General features: G+C 63.6%; 19 protein-coding genes. 9 read left to right on the top strand and 10 right to left on the bottom strand.

Translation table 11 applies throughout. From position 1 onward, the window contains the following. The 4 genes from ACP8LP_RS03750 to ACP8LP_RS03735 form a co-directional block, all read right to left on the bottom strand. Nucleotides 1–648, bottom strand: coding sequence for an MBL fold metallo-hydrolase (locus tag ACP8LP_RS03750; RefSeq protein WP_016667291.1), 648 nt, complete (start codon nt 646–648; stop codon nt 1–3). Between the two features lie 78 nt (nt 649–726). Next, nucleotides 727–2,145: a class II 3-deoxy-7-phosphoheptulonate synthase gene (locus tag ACP8LP_RS03745; RefSeq protein WP_177166470.1), complete on the bottom strand. Its 1,419-nt coding sequence runs from the start codon at nt 2,143–2,145 to the stop codon at nt 727–729. Between the two features lie 63 nt (nt 2,146–2,208). Next, nucleotides 2,209–2,781, bottom strand: a complete 573-nt coding sequence (locus ACP8LP_RS03740; protein WP_171023513.1) for a 1-acyl-sn-glycerol-3-phosphate acyltransferase — start codon at nt 2,779–2,781, stop codon at nt 2,209–2,211. A 151-nt stretch (nt 2,782–2,932) separates the two neighbouring features. Continuing rightward, entirely contained in the window at nt 2,933–3,688 is a 756-nt protein-coding gene (locus ACP8LP_RS03735; RefSeq protein ID WP_016667288.1) for a lysophospholipid acyltransferase family protein, read from the bottom strand. Nucleotides 3,689–3,748: 60 nt separating this feature from the next. Between ACP8LP_RS03735 and ACP8LP_RS03730 the strand changes: the two genes are divergently transcribed. After that, entirely contained in the window at nt 3,749–4,156 is a 408-nt protein-coding gene (locus ACP8LP_RS03730; RefSeq protein ID WP_016667287.1) for a hypothetical protein, read from the top strand. A gap of 4 nt (nt 4,157–4,160) precedes the next feature. Here ACP8LP_RS03730 and ACP8LP_RS03725 read toward each other — a convergent pair whose 3' ends face one another. Further along, a complete protein-coding gene (locus ACP8LP_RS03725; RefSeq protein WP_036975861.1) occupies nt 4,161–5,231 on the bottom strand; it encodes an ROK family glucokinase in 1,071 nt (356 codons plus the stop codon). A 6-nt stretch (nt 5,232–5,237) separates the two neighbouring features. Beyond that, nucleotides 5,238–6,347, bottom strand: coding sequence for a C40 family peptidase (locus ACP8LP_RS03720; protein WP_016667285.1), 1,110 nt, complete (start codon nt 6,345–6,347; stop codon nt 5,238–5,240). A 311-nt stretch (nt 6,348–6,658) separates the two neighbouring features. Between ACP8LP_RS03720 and ACP8LP_RS03715 the strand changes: the two genes are divergently transcribed. Continuing rightward, nucleotides 6,659–8,419, top strand: a complete 1,761-nt coding sequence (locus ACP8LP_RS03715; RefSeq protein WP_021108674.1) for a DEDD exonuclease domain-containing protein — start codon at nt 6,659–6,661, stop codon at nt 8,417–8,419. Here the strand turns inward: ACP8LP_RS03715 and ACP8LP_RS03710 are convergent. Continuing rightward, nucleotides 8,339–8,917: a rhomboid family intramembrane serine protease gene (locus ACP8LP_RS03710; RefSeq protein ID WP_036910428.1), complete on the bottom strand. Its 579-nt coding sequence runs from the start codon at nt 8,915–8,917 to the stop codon at nt 8,339–8,341. The genes ACP8LP_RS03715 and ACP8LP_RS03710 overlap by 81 nt on opposite strands. A gap of 198 nt (nt 8,918–9,115) precedes the next feature. Further along, entirely contained in the window at nt 9,116–9,628 is a 513-nt protein-coding gene (locus ACP8LP_RS03705; protein ID WP_016667282.1) for a peptidylprolyl isomerase, read from the bottom strand. A gap of 183 nt (nt 9,629–9,811) precedes the next feature. On the opposite strand from ACP8LP_RS03705, the gene ACP8LP_RS03700 reads away from it, so the two are divergent. The 3 genes from ACP8LP_RS03700 to ACP8LP_RS03690 all read left to right on the top strand — a co-directional run bounded on the left by ACP8LP_RS03700 (nt 9,812) and on the right by ACP8LP_RS03690 (nt 12,417). After that, on the top strand, nt 9,812–10,954 hold the full coding sequence (locus tag ACP8LP_RS03700; protein ID WP_016667281.1) for a sunset domain-containing protein: 1,143 nt from the start codon (nt 9,812–9,814) through the stop codon (nt 10,952–10,954). Between the two features lie 263 nt (nt 10,955–11,217). Continuing rightward, nucleotides 11,218–11,697: a hypothetical protein gene (locus ACP8LP_RS03695; RefSeq protein WP_016667280.1), complete on the top strand. Its 480-nt coding sequence runs from the start codon at nt 11,218–11,220 to the stop codon at nt 11,695–11,697. A gap of 9 nt (nt 11,698–11,706) precedes the next feature. Then, a complete protein-coding gene (locus ACP8LP_RS03690; protein ID WP_334353493.1) occupies nt 11,707–12,417 on the top strand; it encodes an A24 family peptidase in 711 nt (236 codons plus the stop codon). Here the strand turns inward: ACP8LP_RS03690 and trpD are convergent. Continuing rightward, nucleotides 12,404–13,456 (bottom strand): anthranilate phosphoribosyltransferase, encoded by a 1,053-nt coding sequence (gene trpD / locus ACP8LP_RS03685; protein ID WP_016667278.1) that lies wholly within the window; start codon nt 13,454–13,456, stop codon nt 12,404–12,406. The two genes, ACP8LP_RS03690 and trpD, sit on opposite strands and share 14 nt — an antisense overlap. Before the next feature lie 14 nt (nt 13,457–13,470). Further along, complete coding sequence (locus ACP8LP_RS03680) at nt 13,471–13,914, bottom strand: response regulator transcription factor (protein ID WP_016667277.1); 444 nt, start codon at nt 13,912–13,914, stop codon at nt 13,471–13,473. A 253-nt stretch (nt 13,915–14,167) separates the two neighbouring features. Between ACP8LP_RS03680 and ctaE the strand changes: the two genes are divergently transcribed. The 4 genes from ctaE to qcrB are packed head-to-tail and all read left to right on the top strand — an operon-like array spanning nt 14,168 to nt 18,425. After that, nucleotides 14,168–14,863, top strand: a complete 696-nt coding sequence (gene ctaE / locus ACP8LP_RS03675; protein ID WP_428991950.1) for an aa3-type cytochrome oxidase subunit III — start codon at nt 14,168–14,170, stop codon at nt 14,861–14,863. A gap of 30 nt (nt 14,864–14,893) precedes the next feature. Further along, the gene (gene qcrC / locus ACP8LP_RS03670; protein ID WP_016667275.1) at nt 14,894–15,697 is read left to right on the top strand and encodes a cytochrome bc1 complex diheme cytochrome c subunit; all 804 of its coding nucleotides are present in this window, start codon (nt 14,894–14,896) and stop codon (nt 15,695–15,697) included. Then, the gene (qcrA, locus tag ACP8LP_RS03665) at nt 15,664–16,746 is read left to right on the top strand and encodes a cytochrome bc1 complex Rieske iron-sulfur subunit (RefSeq protein ID WP_036975857.1); all 1,083 of its coding nucleotides are present in this window, start codon (nt 15,664–15,666) and stop codon (nt 16,744–16,746) included. The genes qcrC and qcrA overlap by 34 nt, the downstream gene beginning before the upstream one ends. After that, nucleotides 16,746–18,425, top strand: a complete 1,680-nt coding sequence (qcrB, locus tag ACP8LP_RS03660; RefSeq protein WP_016667273.1) for a cytochrome bc1 complex cytochrome b subunit — start codon at nt 16,746–16,748, stop codon at nt 18,423–18,425. The genes qcrA and qcrB overlap by 1 nt, the downstream gene beginning before the upstream one ends. The last annotated feature ends 36 nt before the right edge of the window (nt 18,426–18,461 follow it).

Raw genomic sequence — 18,461 nt, 5'->3', positions numbered from 1 at the left:
TCAGTCCTCGGGAACTTCCCAGGGGTGGCCACCGCGTAGATCGTGGAAGATGGTCGGGACCATCTCCTGGTGACGATCGAAGGACAGCTGCCAGCCTCGCTCGTTGAGCAAGCCGTCATGGATGAGGAATCCATGACGGGCCCCCACAGACCTTGCGAAGTCGAGGGTCTCCTTCATAGCCGCCCATGGACCATGGGCTGGGCAAGCCAGGACGTCGACTCCTCGCGGAGTCTCGTCCAGCTCGTCACCGGGATGGAAGAGGATCGTGCCGAGTCCCTCACCGATGAGGTACCCGACGTTGCCGATCGGCTCGAGATCCCGATGGATGATCGCGTGATGACCACCCACAGCCTCGATCCTTACCTCACCGAGCTGCAACACGTCACCTGGAGAGATGGGATCGGCGTCAAGGGCAGGGACCTCGTGGCACGCACCCTCCTCAGCACGGACGACGGCCCCGGAGTTGGCGTCGACCAGAGCACCAACGTGATCAGGATCAACGTGATCGGGGTGTCGATGGGTGACGAGGATGGCGTCCAGGCCGGTCAGCCCGTGCCAAGCCTGGCTGAAGTTGCCAGGGTCGACGAGGATCCGCTGCCCGGCTGCTTCGACGAGGATGCAGGAGTGCCCCAGATGCGTGATTCTCATGTCTCTAGTGTTCCGCCGCCACCAGCCGACGGCAACCAGTTCAGCGACATTCGCCGCTGAACTCGCCCACCTGACTCATCACAGATCGATGCCGCGGAACCTCGCCAGCGGGCTGACGGCATTGCGCTTGAGACGACCGTCAGCCAGCCTCTCGGCAATCATGAACGCCAGTTCCAAGGACTGGTTTCGGTTCAGACGCGGGTCGCACGCAGTTTCGTACCGATTTGCCAGGTCAGCCTCGGCGAGCATGTCGATGCCGCCCAGACACTCCGTGACGTCGTCACCGGTCAACTCGATGTGCACGCCCCCTGGCCAGGTGCCCAGCTCTTCGTGGACGTCGAAGAAGCCATTGACCTCGTCGCAGACATCAGCGAACGACCGCGTCTTGTAACCGTTGTCGGTCTCGAAGGTGTTGCCGTGCATCGGGTCACAGCTCCACACCACCTTGCGGCCGGTGGCCTCGACCGCCTCGATGACCTTTGGCAGGTTGGTGCGTACTGCCTTGCTGCCCATCCGGGTGATGAAGGTGAGACGTCCGGGCTCGTGGTCCGGGTCAAGAGAGTCTGCGATGGCGACGGCATCCTCCCCTGTCGTCGTCGGGCCGAGCTTGACCCCCAATGGGTTGCGTACATGACGCAGGAACTCGACATGGGCGCCGTCGAGCTGACGGGTCCGCTCGCCGATCCACAGCAGGTGACCCGAGCAGTCGTAGGGCAGCTGGGAGCGTGAGTCGATCCTCGTCATGGCGTGCTCGTAGTCGAGCAACAGGGCCTCGTGGCTGGCGTAGAAGTCGACGGTGGAGAGCTGATCGTCCTCGACTCCACAGGCCATCATGAAGACCAGTGCCCGCTCAATCTCCGATGCCAACGCCTCGTACCGGGCCTCGACGTTGGAGTTACGCACGAAGTCGGCATTCCACGCATGGATGCCACGCAGGTCGGCGAAGCCACCGGTGGCAAACGCCCGCACCAGGTTCAGGGTCGCTGCTGACGCGTTGTACACCCCGACCAGACGTTTGGGATCGTGCACGCGTGCATCCGGGGTGAACTCAAACCCATTGACGGCGTCACCCCGGTAGCTGGGCAGCGTGAGGCCGCGTCGGGTCTCGATGTTCTTGGAGCGCGGCTTGGCGTACTGCCCGGCGATCCGGCCAACCTTGACCACCGGGAGCTGACCGGCATAGGTCATGACGACTGCCATGGACAGCAGCACACGGAGTTTTCCTTTGATATTGGCGGCATTGACGCCGGCGAAGGTCTCCGCGCAGTCGCCACCTTGCAGTAGGAAGGCCTCGCGATTGGCAACCGCTGCCAGATGGGCGCGAAGGTCATCGCACTCCCCTGCGAACACCAGTGGAGGCAGAGCGCGAAGCTGTTCGATCACCTCGCCAGTCGCCTGGGGATCGGGGTAACTCGGTTGCTGGACCCGGGGCAGGGCGTTAAGGGCCTCAAGACTGGGAACGCTCTGGGACATGGCCGGGAGTCTACTTCCCCTCACCGCCATCATTGCTTCCGTTCCGCACAGTGAGGGTCTCACTCAGGCCCGTGCTCGACCCGGCTCTCACCGGCCCGGGTGAATGCCGTGTTCTGCCAACCGATCAGCCAGCGAGGCCTTGCGGGCCTGAAGCTGAGCAGCCAGTCGGGCCTTCTCCTCCTCGCGGGCAAGCTCCTCGGCGTCGCGGGCGTTCTCCTGGCTCAACTGTTCCTCCTCGGCCTGACGGCGCCTCTTGCGATCCCGCCTCAGCTTGCGCATACGTGAGATCCAGATGAGTGGGCGCGGCCGAAGATCTCCCCTCACCGCCGGATGGTCCTGGTAGGTCAGTCCCGTGAGATCACACAGAGCCAGAGCGATGTCGTCGGCAGCCGCTCTCAGGACCGCGTGGGAGTGCGGCGTGGCGGCATGGCGAGACAGGTCGACAGGATCACCGAGGACAAGCCCTCCGTCGGTGACCTGAGCTGGCACGACGAGGGCCCCGGCAGCAAGCGCCAACCGGGCAACCTCGACGTCAACCCGATGGATCTGCCCTGCCCAACTGTGCACCCCCTCAGGTGCCATGACGACGACGCAACCCTGAGACAGGTGTTCTCGTGCCTCGCCATGGCATTGCTCGCCCCTGGACCGACGTCCGGACATCCGGTAGACCTTGCGTTTCGCTCCTGACAGGCACTGCTCGGCCGTCACCAGATCTCCGCGACGACGCAGATGAACCGCAACGATCACTGGTTGAGCGGGCAACGGTTGGCCTGTCACCTCGCCATGGGATCGACGCAACCAATTCATACCATCAGGCCTTCGCCACGCGGGGCGGCGGAACGGGCTTTCCACCTGGTCGGGGTTTGACGAACTTCGAGACATCCTTGCCCCGGAGATTGCCGTGCTTCACCCGGAAGCCATACACGTCGACATATCCCTGGCCGGTGAGATCGCTGATCGCTCCCATCACCTCATCGGTGACCCACCGCAGTACCGCAGTCTCCTCGGTGCGATCAGCCAGCACGTCGAAGTGCATGGGCTTACCGAAGACGATGGTCGGGTGCTCCAGCAACGGGATGCCGAGAACCTTGCGCCTCACCGTGGTACCGCTGATACCCACCGGCACGACCGGAGCTCCCGAGCCCAGGGTCATCCGGGCAACACCCGTCTTACCCTTATAGAGTCGGCCATCAGGCGAGCGAGTTCCTTCCGGGAAGATGCCGACCAGGCCGCCCTCGGCGAGTCGGCGTTCCACCGGCCCCATGGCGTTGACGCTGGTGCGGCCACCCGAGCGATCCAGCGGCACCTGATCAACCGCGCGCAGGAACCACGCGACCACCTTCGACCAGAATCCACGATCCCCGGCGAAAAGCTCCTTCTTGGCCGGATAGGTGAGTTTCCGATCAATCATGGACGCCACGATAATGGGGTCCAGGGCCGCAATGTGGTTACAGGCCAGGATCACCCCACCCTCGGCGGGTATGTTTTCCTCACCGATGACACGGGGGTGCCACAGGGCTCGCACTCCTGGTCCGAAGAGCGCATACTTGAAGAACTCGTACCACATGGGGCCTCCTCGGCGACCAAGCCTAGCGGCACCTCGAGTTCCCTGACGGGCGGAGGGATGATGGACAGCGACGACAACGATGTCGATGCCGCATTCGAGGAGCTCATTGGTCGCGAATTCGGAGAGGTTGTCACCGCCCCGGGTCGCCCTCCTCCCCATGACCGACCGGCACGGCGTGCCCCGGCTCCCATTCCCCTCGAGCCGGCACCCGATCCCGACGAGATTGATGAGCCATCACCCGTCGGATCACCATCTCCGACGAGCCCGGTCACAAAGGTCGGACTCATCCTGGTGGCGATCTGCATCGTCACGGTGTTGCTGTCGATGGGAGGGATCAACATCCCCGGAACAGCGCTCATTCTGGCGATGACGTCAGGAGGAGCCGGAGCGATTCTGCTCATCTGGCAGGCCATCACCCGGCGGGAACGCGACGACGCCGGCCCGTGGGGCAATCATTCTCGGCTGTAGCCGCTCATCTGTCCCGGACGACGGGCCCGGTAAGGGTCTCAGTGAGACTTTGACGCAGTGTGCGACGTGGTTTGCGGACGGCAGTACGTCGGCGCGGCCAGAAACCGCGCGCCAGGCCCGGAGGCTCATTGATGGAGTGACGGGCGAGATCGGCAGCACCGATCAACCCTGCGTCGTTGCCGAAATGAGCCTTCTGGATGTCAGCCATGGGCCGGAAACCTCGACCGGTGAGGGTGCGGGCATACACCGTGCGGGCGGGCTCGAGCAGCAGGTCCCCGGCAGTACTGACGCCCCCGCCAACGACGAAGAGATCAGGGTCGAGGGCGGCGGCAAGGTTGGCCATGCCACGGCCCAGCCAGATACCGATGTCTGCAATGAGTTCGATGGCCAACCGGTCGCCGTCCACGGCCGCGCGGGTGACATCAGGGCCGACGAGGTTATCAGGATCACGATCGGTGACATAGGACAACAGATCCTGGACCCCGGGAGCTCCTTCCGCCAGGAGGGCGCGAGCATCCCTCACGAGAGAGTTTCCGGACGCGTACTGCTCCCAGCAGCCACGGTTGCCGCACGGGCACCAGTGACCGTCTGGAACAACCGTCATATGGCCGAATTCACCGGCCATGCCATAACGACCACGGAACATCCGCCCATTGATGACCAGCGCCCCACCGATGCCGGTTCCCAGGGTGAGACACACCATGACACGCGATCCCTTGCCAGCTCCGAACCGGAACTCGGCCCAGGCGGCTGCGTTGGCGTCATTGTCGACGAGAACGGGGACGGTGATGCGCTCGGAAAGACGATCCCGCAGCGGCTCGTTACGCCATGCCAGGTGCGGGGAAAATCGCACGAGCGCCTGCTCGGTGTCTATCCACCCCGCAGCCCCGATACCGACCGCGCAAATCGGGAGGTCGTAAGACAACTCGCGAACTGATTCGACGATCGCGTCCTCGACGGCCTCCGGACTACGAGAAGGAGTCGGGCACTGGATACGCCGAACGATCTGGCCATTTTCATCCACGACACCAGCGGCAACTTTCGTGCCGCCGATGTCTATACCGACGCTAAGCAAGGAAGGTCAGCCGAAGCGGCGCGCACCCTGGTACGAGGTCTGTCCCGCCAGGACGGAGATCTTGATGCCGGTTCGCGGGCTGGATGCGTGAACGAACTTGCCGCCACCAATGTACATGCCGACGTGGGTGATGCCCGGGTAGAAGAAGACGAGGTCACCCGGTTGCAAGTCGGACGTCGCCACTGGGCGACCTGCCGCGTACTGAGCGGCTGCGGTTCGCGGAAGACCGACGCCAGCCTTGCCCCACGCGACCATCATGAGACCGGAGCAGTCATACCCGGACGGTCCAGTTCCGCCCCAGATGTAAGGCTTGCCGAGCTGGGCCATCGCGAAACTGAGAGCGGCCTGAGCACGGGAAGAGACACTTTCCGAAGGAGCAGGGATCGAGACCTGATCACCCTTCGCGTTCTGAGCGGTCTGCCGAGCTGACGAGGCAGCAGAACGTCCCGCAGTCCGGGACACGACGTTGGCGGTCGAAGCAGCCGCGTCCGCAGCCTGGCGACGCTCGAGCTCGGCACGCTGCTGTGCGGAGAGGCGCTCGACGACCTCCTTGGCCTCCTGCTCCTTCTTCTTGGCGTCAGCCAGCAGCTTGGCCTGCTGGTCACGCTGAGCCTTGATGGTGGCTCGGTCAGTCTGGGCCTGCGACTCCAGGGAAGCCAACCGGGCCTGCTGAGCCTGAAAGTCCTGGAACTGTTCAGTGGTGCGATCGGTGACGTTCTGGACGGTTGCCAGCTTGGACAGGAACTGGCCGGAGTCACTACTGGTCACGAGCTGGGTGGTCGTCGAGACACCGCGGCCGCTCTGGTAGTCGCTCAGAGCAACACGACCGAGGGCCTTGCGCATAGTCGCCACCTTGGCAGACTGCGCACCGAGGTCCTTCTGCGAACGATTGAGATCCTTCTGAGTCTTGTCGAGAGCAGCCTGGGCCTTGGTGTAGTCCTCCTGCACCTTGGCGGTCTGCTCGTCGAGCTGAGCCAGGCGGACCTTCGCCTGATCGATGGGGTCAGGAGCAGCCTGAGCCCCAAGCTCAACCGATCCCACCGTGCCGAGGATGATCGCTCCCGTCATCGCAGCTACTGCGACGCCCCGTCCACGTCGAGAGGTGCCACCACTCATCTGAGAAGCTCCAAATCTGCGCTCCACTGTCTACCCTTCACCATCACCTGACCAGTCCGACCGCATCATGACGCGGTGGGACCGAATCATCCGTCCAACTGTGATTTGGCCGTCGAGCCCGGACCATCCCTGCCGACTGAGAGAATCTTATGTGGTCCTCAGGGGCTGGGCAACTCCTCGGGGAAAACGCTCACACCAGTGCGCGTCCATCGCCGATATCCGGGCGCGCCACGGCTCTGACACGGCTGTTCTCCATCGGTCTCGCCCATGTGCAACACATCCTGTCACAGGGAGTGTCTACCGTCCCGATCATGACCGCACCTCTCCAGCCCTCCTTCGACGATCTGGGCACTCCTCTACCCGACGTCACCTTCTGCGTCGTCGACCTCGAGACCACCGGCACTGGCGACAATGCCCAGATCACCGAGATCGGGGCGATCAAGGTGTGCGGAGGTCACGTCGAGGGTGAGTTCCAGACCCTCGTCCGCCCGTCCGGACCAATTCCGGCTTCCGTCCAGGTCCTCACCGGTATCACGGACGCCATGGTCCGGCCTGCACCACCACTGGACGCCGTCCTGCCAAGTTGGTCAGAGTTCAGTCGGGGTACGGTGCTGGTGGCCCACAACGCCCGCTTCGACGTCAGCTTCCTCAAGCGGGCCTATGCCGAGCACGACTACTCGTGGGAAAACCCTGCTGTCGTGGACACCCTCGCGCTGGCTCGCTCCGTGCTCCCCCGTGACGAGATTCGCAACTACAAGTTGGGCACCCTGTCCCAGTTGTTTCGGACCACGACGACGCCGTCTCATCGCGCACTGGCTGATGCTCGTGCGACTGTCGACGTCCTGCACGGTCTCATCGAACGAGTGGGAAACCTCGGCGTCACCACCTTAGAAGACCTGCTGGAGATGACTCACCGGGTCCCCCGAGTTCGGCGACGCCGCCGGGTGTGGGCCAAGGGCCTCCCGGAAGGACCTGGCGTGTACTGGTTCTGCCTCGACAAACCAGCACCCTCCCCGCCCGAGGTGCTTTACGTGGGCACGTCGGTCAATATTCGACGACGGGTGTCGCAGTACTTCACAGCCTCCGAGACGCGGCGCCGGATGGACGAGATGGTCCGGGTCGCAACAGGGGTGCAAGCCCGAGAATGCTCGACTCGTCTTGAGGCGGGAGTGCGAGAGCTACGTCTCATTGACGCCCACCAGCCGCGGTACAACCGTCGTTCGCGTCGCCAAGGGTCGGTGTGGTGGGTCACCCTCACTGACGAAGCTCATCCCCGCCCCTCTGTGGTGCAACAGGCCCATCGCGACTCACAGCCGCCGTGGGGACCATTCACGAGTCGTCGAGCGGCAACTCGCGCCGCCATCGTCCTCGCTGAAGCGTTTGGCCTTCGACAGTGCAGCGGATCACTGTCACGTCATCCTGACGGGTGCCCGTTGGCGGAGATGGGACGGTGCTCAGCCCCTTGCCTGAATCCTGCCACGGACTACTCAGCAATCGTCGACCGCACTCGCACGGCCATGACCTCGGACGTCCGTGATCTCACAGATCGGCTTGCGGAACGAATCGCCCACCTGTCCGACGCCGAGCGCTTCGAGGAGGCCGCGGAATACACCGAGGACGCCCGAGAAGTACTGAGGGCCACCCGACGACGTGCCCGGTTGGCGTCCTTGGCGTCCTGTCCCCAGATTGTGGCGGCCCGGCGGGAAGCCGCTTTCTGGGAGATTCACGTCGTCCGACATGGCCGACTGGTTGGAGCAGGACGATGCCGCACAGGAGCCGACCCCATGCCCACCATCGATGCGATTTGCGCAACGGCGGAGAGCGTCGCCCCTCCCCCAGCAGGTCTACCGGCATGCACCGTCGAGGAAGCCGAGTTGGTTGCATCGTGGTTTGAAGAGCCTGGGGTCCGGCTCGTTGACATCACCGGGGAATGGTCATGGCCAGCCCACTGTTGGATGGCCACGGAAGAACTCGCCGTGCGAGTAGCCGCCTCACACCACCCAGGTGACGACGAGGGCGGCGAGACAGACCGCGAGGATTGCCAATCCCGCCCCGAGCTGGCGACGGTGTGAGGACCACCGGGTCTGCAGCCATGCCCAGCCAGACACCGCTCCAACGACAACTGCGCCGATATCGGCGATCCAGGTGTACGACCCAATCACGATGGCCCAGATGATGAACATCGTCAGCAACACAACGTCCGCGCGAACGTCCTGTTTCTGGACGTACTTGACGACCGCCGATGCCGCCATCAAGCCAAACAAGCCACACAGGGATCCTTCGAAGCAGTACGGCGCCCCCGCAAGGCTGATCGCCGTCGATCCACCAACCCCACACAGCAGGTACAGGAAGGCGAACTGCACCGAACCGGTCATCGGCTCGATCTGATGGCCGATGAGCACCAGGACCAAACCGCTCAGGACGGCACCGAAGATGGACGACGTCGTCAAGGAGAAGACCAGCGGCCGCCAGATCTGGAAGTCATAGGCCTTCACGGCTCCAGAGGCCAACATCGACGACAAGGGGGTGAATTGTGCCGCAATAGCCACCAGCACGGTCACGACGGCCAGGGCCAGCGACGCCGGACACAGTGCCGGGGCGGGGCGGACGGGGTGCTCACTCCATCGGTCAGGCATGAATCTCCTCCGGTCCAAAGCCGTCGATGACGGGGAAAGGCGACAGTGGTGGAAATGCCCCGAGGTGCGGCCACCTCGGGGCAGGCACCCTGGTTCTCGCGAACAAGCCCGCGGGGACCAGGGCACTAGGCGTCAGGACAGCTCGACGCTCTCGATGACGACCGGCTCGACCGGACGATCCATACGGCCAGTACGAACCTGAGCGATCTCGTCAACGACCTTGCGGGACTCCTCGTTCGCAACCTCACCGAAGATGGTGTGACGACGGTTCAGGTGCGGGGTCGGGGCGACGGTGATGAAAAACTGGGAACCGTTGGTGCCCGGCCCTGCATTGGCCATGGCCAGCAAGTAGGGCTTGGAGAAGACGAGCTCGGGGTGGAACTCGTCAGCGAACTGGTAGCCGGGGCCGCCAGTTCCGGTACCGAGGGGGCAACCGCCCTGGATCATGAACCCGTCGATGACACGGTGGAAGGTCAAGCCGTCGTAGAACTTGCCAGTGGTCGGCTGACCAGTGTGCGGGTCGACGTACTCCTTGGTGCCGCCAGCCAGGCCGACGAAATTCTCGACGGTCTTGGGAGCCTGATCGGCAAAGAGATTGAGGACGATGTCGCCGTGGTTGGTGTGCAGAGTCGCGGTAGAGGCCACCTGCCTGCCTTCCTATGAGAAACGATGTGGTCGATCCCAGACTACTGAGTCTCACACTGGACTGACCGGAATTGACTCTCCGGTGAACATCAGGAACTGCGGTTCCCTGGTCTGAGGGCCATTTGATGGATACCGTGGGGAGTGCTCGATCACGAGCTTTATCCCATACGAATTGGAGGAACCGTGTCCTGCAAGAAGAAGGCTTCCCGCAAGACCGCCGCCGCAAGCAGCCCCAGCACGCTCAAGGAGCAGCGTGCACAGGCGCTGGAGATCGCCGCCGCATACCTCACAGCCGCCCAGGACAAGGCTGCTCCGCTGGCCTCGCAGGTCAATGACAAGCTCGGGCCGCTGACCGACCAGCTCTCGGACAAGATTGGCCCCATCTCGGAGAAGCTCGGACCCATTTCCGACCAGGCCGTCGAGGCTGGCAAGAAGGCCCTTGACGTCTCGAAGGAGTACGCCCAGGAGAAGGTTGTCCCGACTCTCCACCAGGCTTATGACACCTTCCAGAAGGACATCCTTCCCGGACTCGAGGAGCGTGCCGAGAAGGTCACTGCCCTGCCCGCCGTCGAGGAGGCCACCCGTCGCGGACAGGCCGCCGTCTCCGCCCTCAAGGGCGAGTCGACTGAGCTGGCCGCCAAGGCTGGCATCGAGACGAAGTCGGTCAAGAAGGCCAAGCGCCGCGGCAAGTTCGGCAAGGTGCTCGGCACCCTCGCCATTCTCGGCGGAATCTCAGCTGCTGCCGTCGTCGCCAGCCGGCGCTTCATGAGCTCCTCCGACGATGGCTGGACTGCCCATGAGCCCAAGGTCACCTACTCCTGGACTCCAGGAGACAAGGAGGAGATGGCTGACAAGCCCGCTCCGAAGCCGGCCACCAAGGCCGAGGAGAAGTCTCAGGACAAGTCTGCCGAGAAGGCTGAGGCCAGCCACGGTTCCAAGCCGGTTGCCAAGCCCGAGCCGAAGAAGAAGGACAAGTCAGTTCCGGCCGACCCCGTCGCCGCCATGGCTGACGAGGGTGGTCCCGCAGCCGCTGCTCCCGAGACGACCGCTGAGACCACCATCTTCGTCGACGAGGGCGCTCGCTCTGAGACGACCACCAAGGACGGCGCCACCAAGGCTCCCGAGGAGAGCAAGAAGGACGAGGAGCCTAAGGCCACCTCGTACGTCGGTGAGAACCCGCCGGAAGGCTACGTCATCAAGGGCAATGACCGCTCGATGAAGTACCATGTCCCCGGTTCGGGCGGTTACGACCGCACCATCGCCGACGTGTGGTTCGCCACTGAGGAGGCCGCCCAGGCTGCCGGGTTTACCAAGGCCCAGCGCTGAGTTCTCATTCCACGATTTCGACGGGGCTCGTCACTCGACGGGCCCCGTCGTCGTGTGTATCGAACGTTTCGCGGAGGTGAAACGGCTCCACTCACGTACCCGATTCCCATTTGTGTAATCCAGTGTCGTTGCATGGCCCGCAATGTAACAGTCATGTAACAACATAGTTTTGATGTCACATTGGGCTTCTGTGGTGGCACTTATGCCCATTAGATGAGTGTTCAACGTCCCTCGGGGCACACCACGACAGAAAGGCCTGTCACATGATTGGACCCGATCTACAGTCCTCGGCAGCGTCGACAGCATGGGTCGACGCCCGCTATTTCTCCCTTCACGTCCGTTCCCTCGTTCATGAATGTCGCATCCCATGGCGAGTCATCGCCCTCCTCGCGCACGTCCCCAGCCAGACCGTCCGACGGCTCGCCGGGCAGGGTGACCGGCCCCTGCAACGGATTCGCGTCATCGATGCCATGCGTATCCTCACGGTCAGTGTCGATGATGTCGAGGCAGCACGCGAAAGGGTCGTACCAGCCGGAAGTACCCGGACCAGGGCTCTCGCCCTTCGGAAAACTGGTTGTGACGTCGAGGACATCGCCGCCATGCTCGACGTGACGATCCCCCAGGCTCAGGCCCTCCTCGACGGAGAGGAAGACATGTGCACCGAGATGACGCGACTTCGGGGTCGAGCGGCATGCGAGGCCCGTGGCCTGATCGCCACCCCCGAGCCCATCACATCCTTGTGAGCCATCCTCATGTGGGCCGTCATCGGGATTGCAATCTCCTGCGGGCTCGCGCTGTGGCATCTTCTCATCACCGTCCCCCGGCTGGCAGAACCAACTGTCGAGGTGGTGGGTGACGAGATCCTGGCCATCAAACCGCGATATGACTCCCTGGCCACACCGGCCCGGACCCTTATCGTCATCGCAACAGCCGCGGTATGTGGATTTTCCTCAACCCTTGCTCCACGGTGGAGTTGGGGACCCTGGTGGGTCTGGTCCGGATCGGTCGCGACCCTGGCAGCCGTCGATCAAGCAACCACTTTCCTGCCGGTGAAGTTGTGGCGTCGATGTGTCGCCGAATCAGCAGTCGCACTCGTCGCAGGTATGGCTATCACGGGACCACCGCACTTACCAGCCCTGGCCGGATGCGTTGCCGTGGCAGCAGTATCAACAGGTTTCTTCTGGCTGATGTGGCGGCTGAGCTCCTCCCTTGGGTATGGGGACGTCAGGCTGTCAGCCGGGACGGGGTTTCTCGGTGCGACCACGGGCGCCCTTGCCCCTCACCCAGACGTCTTCCAGGCTGGCATGACGACTTTGCTTGCCTCAACCGTGCTGGGAGCGGTAATGGCGATCTTGACGACACTCATCCGCCGATGCCGACCCTCACCATGGGGATCAGCATTTGCATACGGCCCGGCCTTGTGGGCCGGGCCGTGGGTAGCGCTTGCAATCAGTCTGAGGTAACAGCGATCCAGCGATCGAGGCGACCACTGGCAGCCCCGGAATCAATGGACTGGACAGCACGTTCCAGCTCCTGAGCCAGCTGCGGGACGAGCTCCTCGTCGATCGTCGGCCCGTCATGGGCCAGCAAGGCTGCCGCCGCGTTCAGCAAGACGATGTCGCGCACCGGGCCGTGCTCCCCCGCCAAGACCTTGCGAACGACTCCAGCGTTGAACTGCGGATCCCCACCCACCAGGTCAGCCGGAGCAGCCGGAGTCAAGCCCAAGGCGGCCGGATCAATCTCGGTCTCGACAACCTTGCCGTCGGAGATAACCCAGACCTGCGACGTCGTCGTGGTCGTCAGCTCATCGAGACCATCCTCGCCATGGAAGACCAGTCCGCGAGTACCTCGCGCCGCCAAGGCGTCGGCGACCAGCGGAGCCATGGCACCATCTGCGATACCGATCGCCGCAGCATGCGGGCGGGCCGGGTTCGTCAGCGGGCCGAGGAGGTTGAAGGTGGTCTGGATGCCGAGCTCCTTGCGGGCCGGAGCGGCGTGACGCAAGGAAGCGTGGTAGCGCGGGGCGAAGAGGAAGGCCAGGCCCACCTCGTCAAGAACATCCGCCTGGCGCTCCGGATCAATGTCGACTCCAACGCCGAGAGCCTCCAAGCAGTCTGCCGTTCCGCAGGCAGAGCTGGCGGCGCGATTGCCGTGCTTGACGACCTTGACCCCGGCGCCAGCGGCAACGAGGGCCGCCATCGTCGAGATGTTGACAGTATTGGCGCGGTCGCCACCGGTACCGACGATGTCAACGGCATCGCGATCCAATTCCACCGGTGTGGCCTGGGAAATCATCCCCTCCGCCATGCCTGCGATCTCATCGGCGGTTTCACCCTTGGCCCGCAGTGCCACTGCGAAGCCCGCAACCTGTACTGGAGTCAGTTCTCCGGATAGGACCCTCTCCATCGCCGCGGCAGCGGTGCCACGATCCATGTCGCGCCTCGCAACGAGATCGGTCAGCAGGTCAGCCCAGGTGAACTCGTCGATGCGATCCTCGGACATGAAACTCCTTCGAGTCAGATGGTCTGTGCGGCAGGCTTCGCAGTCTCGCCACGGGAAACACGAACCACTGACGCCACCGTCTGGGGCAGGGCCACCGGATCGACAGGATGGGTGGCGACGGCGTCAGCACGGGACCAGGACGCCAACCACGCATCGGCGATGCGAGCCACCAGGAGGACGACCGGGGGGCAATCCTCAACCTCATCCTTGAGCTGATGGCACACCCCCATCCCGCCGTACGGAGTCGATTCGCCGTCAGCAACCAGAACGTCATAGTGACCGCTGCTCACGGCATCGACGACCGAGGCCTGGGTAGCTGTCTCAATGACCTCGGCACGCGGAAGGTCCGAGGCGATCGTCCCGCTCAACGCGACCTTCATCTGCTCACGAACAGTGCGATCATCGGAGTAAACGAGAATCTTGAGAGCCCCCGACGGCTCCCCGTGCTTGTCACCCATGAGCGGCCCTTTCCCTCGACTGTGTGGGACTGACTGAGCTGCCGGCCACCAGCAGGCCGGATGCAACACGAGTGATGCTACAGCCTACGGCGCCTCATTGGGTCTGAGACCATTCTGACTACTGAGACGACCGGTATCACACCTTCGGACAAAGCGCTGCATTTTGCCATCTGGCCCCAGAGAATCAACCTCGGATCGAACTGGAACGGCGAAACGACATGACCAATGACACATTTCCGGCCATAATGAGGCCGTGGCCACTTCAGCGCAGACTTCACAACGACCGACGGGCGCCATCCATCCGATCGCGCCGACGCGGCTCAACGCGCCGGCGGGTCGTCCCAATGCCCTACCCATGGGTGTCTGGGTGTGGCTGGCGAGCGAGCTCATGTTCTTCGCCGCTCTCTTCGCGGCCTACTTCATGATTCGCCAGACGACGAGCGACTTGGCAACGGCTGGGCAGCAGACCCTCTGGCAGACCGAATCCGGTCACCTGGCCGTCGGTGCCGCCGCCATCAACACCCTCATCCTGGTGCTGTCGTCGGTGACCTGTCAGATGGGTGTTCACGCCGCGGAGCATGGCCAGGTCAAGCGGACCAAGGGCCTCGGCGCCATCACCTCCTGGGGCATGCGCGAGTGGTACACCCTGACCTTCATCATGGGCGCGGTGTTCATCGCTGGACAGGTCGCGGAGTACATCACCCTCATCGGCGAGGGTCACACCATCTCCTCGAGCGTCTACTTCTCGGCCTTCTTCCTGGCAACCGGCTTCCACGGCCTGCACGTGACCGGCGGCCTGGTCCTGTTCCTGTTCACCCTTGCCCGCACCTACATGGCTCGTCGGTTCACCCACGAGCAGGCGGTCACGGCAATGGTCGTTTCCTACTACTGGCACTTCGTTGACGTCGTGTGGATCATCCTGTTCTCGGTGATCTACATCGTGCGCTGACCCCCCAACCCGAGAAAGGTGACTGTGGTGATGAGATTCCTCTCCACGAAACGGCACAGCCGGGCAGCCAAACCCGTGCTGCTGCTCCTGGCCTTGGTGCTGGTGGGGTGTGTGTACGCCTTCGTGAGCCCCGCGGCTTCTGGGCAGGCTGACGCCAATGCGTCGACCCAGACGGCCCAGGGCAAGGAGATCTTCCAGCAGAACTGCTCCTCCTGTCATGGCCTCAACGGCGAGGGAACCACCCAGGGTCCGTCCTTGGCCGGTGTCGGCGCGGCTGCCGTCGACTTCCAGATGGGCACCGGCCGCATGCCGATGGCTCGTCCCGAGGCTCAGGCCCCTTCCAAGAGCACGAAGTTCACCGATAAGGAAATCGCTTCGGTCGGCGCCTACGTCGCCTCTCTGACCCCCGGCCCGGAGGTCCCCTCCTCCCAGACCCTCAACACCTCGGGATTGAGTGCTGGGGAACTGGCTCGGGGCGCTGAGCTGTTCAAGACCAACTGCTCAGCCTGCCACAACATCGAGGGACGCGGTGGAGCGCTCCCGGAAGGTGCCTACGCGCCTTCCCTTATGAAGACGTCCGACAAGCACATCTACGAGGCCATGCGCACCGGCCCGCAGCAGATGCCGGTGTTCTCCAAGTCGGTCATCACCGACCAGGACGCCCGAGAGATCATTGGCTACCTCCAGACCGCACATTCTGAGCCCAACAACGGCGGATTCGCCCTCGGCGGCATCGGCCCGGTCACTGAGGGCTTGTTCGGTTGGATCATCGGCATTGGCGGCCTCGTCCTGGTCGCCGGATGGCTGGCACGGAAGGGGGCTCGCGCGAAGTGAGCGACAAGTACACCGAACGCAACGACCTGCCGGTCGAGAACCCGGGCGTCGAGCCCCACGTCGAGCGGTACACCGACGCCAATCCGAAGGCCGGAAACCGGGCCTACCTCCAGGTGATCACCCTGCTGGGACTGGTCCCCGTTCTCGCCATCGCCTTCGTCGTCTTCTACTTCGCGATCCCCCGCGACTCCACCATCGAGATCGGGCCGCTCCACATGAACGCCTCGACCTTCGCGCTGGGTCTGTGTGCCGGCCTCGCGGTGCTGTTCATCGGCATCGCCTGCATCCACTGGGCCAAGCAGGTCATGGGCGACGAGGAGATCGTTCAGGAGCGGCACCCGGTCAATTCCGATACCGCTGATCGCGAGGAGTTCGCCAAGCAGTGGCGCATCGGCGCCGAGCAGTCCGGGCTCTCCCGACGCAAGCTCATCGGCAGCGCCCTTGGTGGTGCCATCGGCATCATGGCTGTCCCGGCCATCGTCACCCTTGCTGACCTCGGCCCGAAGCCCGGCCCCGGAATGCGTCGCGCCACCATCGAGCGCACCATCTGGGCCGAGGGCGTCCGACTCGTCAACGACATCACCTTCCAGCCGATCAAGGCCTCCGACCTCGAGATCGGCCAGCTGGTCAACGCGGAGCCCGAGAACCTCAAGGATCTCGAGGGCGCTGAGTTCCAGCGTCAGAAGGCCAAAGCCGCCATCCTCATCGTCAGGATGGATCCTGATTCCATCAAGATCCCCGAGTCCCGCAAGGACTGGCAGGTCGGCGGCATCCTGTCCTATTCCAAGATCTGCACCCACGTCGGTTGCCCCGTCAACCTGTGGGAGCAGCAGACCCACCATCTGCTGTGCCCCTGCCACCAGTCGACCTTCGATCTCGGTGACTCCGGTGTCGTCGTCTTCGGTCCTGCCGGACGCTCGCTGCCGCAGCTGCCCATCACCGTCGACGACAAGGGTTACCTGGTCGCTCGCAGCGACTTCACCGTTCCGGTGGGCCCGTCCTACTTCGAACGAGATTCTCGTCACGACTACAAGAAGGGTGACAACTGATGGCCCGGCCAACTGGCATCGCCGAGGAATCACCCACCCTGCGCACTGCGACGGCTGACGACAAGCCCTCGGGCCGCGGGATGCGGATCGTCAACTGGCACGACGACCGTTTGGGTCTTGCCAAAATGGGCAAGGAGAACCTGCGCAAGGTCTTCCCTGACCACTGGTCCTTCCTGCTGGGCGAGATTGCTCTCTACTCCTTCGTCGTCCTACTGCTCACGGGTGTCTTCCTCACCATCTGGTTCAAGCCGTCGATGGCCGAGGTCGACTACAACGGTCCGTACCAGTTGCTCAAGGGAACGCCCATGTCGGAGGCGTTCGCCTCCACCCTGGACCTCTCCTTCGAGGTGCGTGGTGGCCTACTGGTCCGCCAGATCCACCACTGGGCAGCCATCCTCTTCGTGGCAGCAGCCACCGTCCACATGCTGCGCATCTTCTTCACGGGTGCCTTCCGCAAGCCTCGTGAGATCAACTGGCTGATCGGCCTGGGGCTCTTCATGCTGGCCATGGTTGAGGGCTTCGCCGGATACTCGCTGCCTGACGACCTGCTCTCGGGCACCGGTCTCCGCTTCGCCGACGGTCTGATGCGTGCCATCCCGCTGGTGGGCACGTGGGTTGAGTTCTTCGTCTTCAACGGCGAGTTCCCCGGCACCGCGATCGTGCCCCGTCTCTACATGGTGCACATCCTGTTGATCCCGGCCCTGCTGCTGGGCCTGGTGGCCGCGCACCTCGCCCTGGTCGTGTACCACAAGCACACCCAGTACCCGGGCCCCGGACGGACGGAGAAGAACGTCGTGGGCTACCCGCTGTTCCCGGTGTATGCCGCCAAGGCCGGTGGCTTCTTCTTCGTGGTCTTCGGCGTCCTGACCCTCATGGGCACCTTCATGCAGATCAACCCGGTCTGGAAGTTCGGCCCCTACAACCCGGGCGAGGTCACCGCTGGATCCCAGCCTGACTGGTACATGGGTTGGCTCGAGGGTGCTGTCCGTATCACACCGAACTGGGAGTGGCACATCGGTCACACCACTTGGAGCTGGAACATCTTCCTGCCCGGTGTGTGCCTCATGGGTGTGTTGTTCACCCTCTTGGTGACATGGCCCTTCGTCGAGAAGTGGATCACCGGTGACGAGTCGGAGCATCACCTGCTCGACCGTCCGCGCAACGTCCCGACGCGTACCGCCCTCGGTGTCGCTGCCATGAGCTGCTACGCCATGTTCTGGTTGTCGGGTGCTAACGACATCATCGCCACCCACTTCCACCTGTCGCTGAACTCGATCACGTACTTCATGCGTGGTGCGATCTTCATCGTCCCGATCATCACCTACCAGATCACCAAGCGGATCTGCGTGTCCCTGCAGCGTGCTGACCGTCAGCGCCTGCTGCACGGGTCGCCCTCGGGTGAGATCATCCGCGAGCCCGAGGGCGCCTTCCACGAGGCTCACGTGCCGGTGAGCGAGGAGGAGGCCTGGACCCTTACCCAGCAGAAGACCTACCCAGTCCTCACCGCTGGTTCCATTGACGACCGTGGCCGTCGCGTCAGTAAGAAGCGCGCTCGCTGGATGAAGTGGTTCCTCGGTGACAACGTTCCCAAGGTCACCCGTGAGGAGTTGGAGGCCGCTCGCCACCACACCGAGATCGGTTCCGGTCACTCCGCGGGCAATGCCGAGATCACCAACTGATCCCTTCTGAACCTGTACGAAGGCCCCTCGACCGAG

It is taken from the genome of Cutibacterium sp. LaCa_89 (genome assembly GCF_058177555.1).
Note: the sequence above shows the minus strand (reverse complement) of the source record. Positions and strands in the feature narration are given on the sequence as shown.

Coding starts and splice junctions, on each gene's coding strand:
- qcrB (WP_016667273.1), top strand. CDS start 16,746: ATGGCCCGGCCAACTGGCATCGCCGAGGAATCACCCACCCTGCGCACT.
- ACP8LP_RS03735 (WP_016667288.1), bottom strand. CDS start 3,688: ATGTGGTACGAGTTCTTCAAGTATGCGCTCTTCGGACCAGGAGTGCGA.
- ACP8LP_RS03690 (WP_334353493.1), top strand. CDS start 11,707: ATGTGGGCCGTCATCGGGATTGCAATCTCCTGCGGGCTCGCGCTGTGG.
- qcrC (WP_016667275.1), top strand. CDS start 14,894: ATGAGATTCCTCTCCACGAAACGGCACAGCCGGGCAGCCAAACCCGTG.
- trpD (WP_016667278.1), bottom strand. CDS start 13,456: ATGTCCGAGGATCGCATCGACGAGTTCACCTGGGCTGACCTGCTGACC.
- ACP8LP_RS03720 (WP_016667285.1), bottom strand. CDS start 6,347: ATGAGTGGTGGCACCTCTCGACGTGGACGGGGCGTCGCAGTAGCTGCG.
- qcrA (WP_036975857.1), top strand. CDS start 15,664: ATGGCTGGCACGGAAGGGGGCTCGCGCGAAGTGAGCGACAAGTACACC.
- ACP8LP_RS03695 (WP_016667280.1), top strand. CDS start 11,218: ATGATTGGACCCGATCTACAGTCCTCGGCAGCGTCGACAGCATGGGTC.
- ACP8LP_RS03750 (WP_016667291.1), bottom strand. CDS start 648: ATGAGAATCACGCATCTGGGGCACTCCTGCATCCTCGTCGAAGCAGCC.
- ACP8LP_RS03730 (WP_016667287.1), top strand. CDS start 3,749: ATGGACAGCGACGACAACGATGTCGATGCCGCATTCGAGGAGCTCATT.
- ACP8LP_RS03740 (WP_171023513.1), bottom strand. CDS start 2,781: ATGTCCGGACGTCGGTCCAGGGGCGAGCAATGCCATGGCGAGGCACGA.
- ACP8LP_RS03715 (WP_021108674.1), top strand. CDS start 6,659: ATGACCGCACCTCTCCAGCCCTCCTTCGACGATCTGGGCACTCCTCTA.
- ACP8LP_RS03680 (WP_016667277.1), bottom strand. CDS start 13,914: ATGGGTGACAAGCACGGGGAGCCGTCGGGGGCTCTCAAGATTCTCGTT.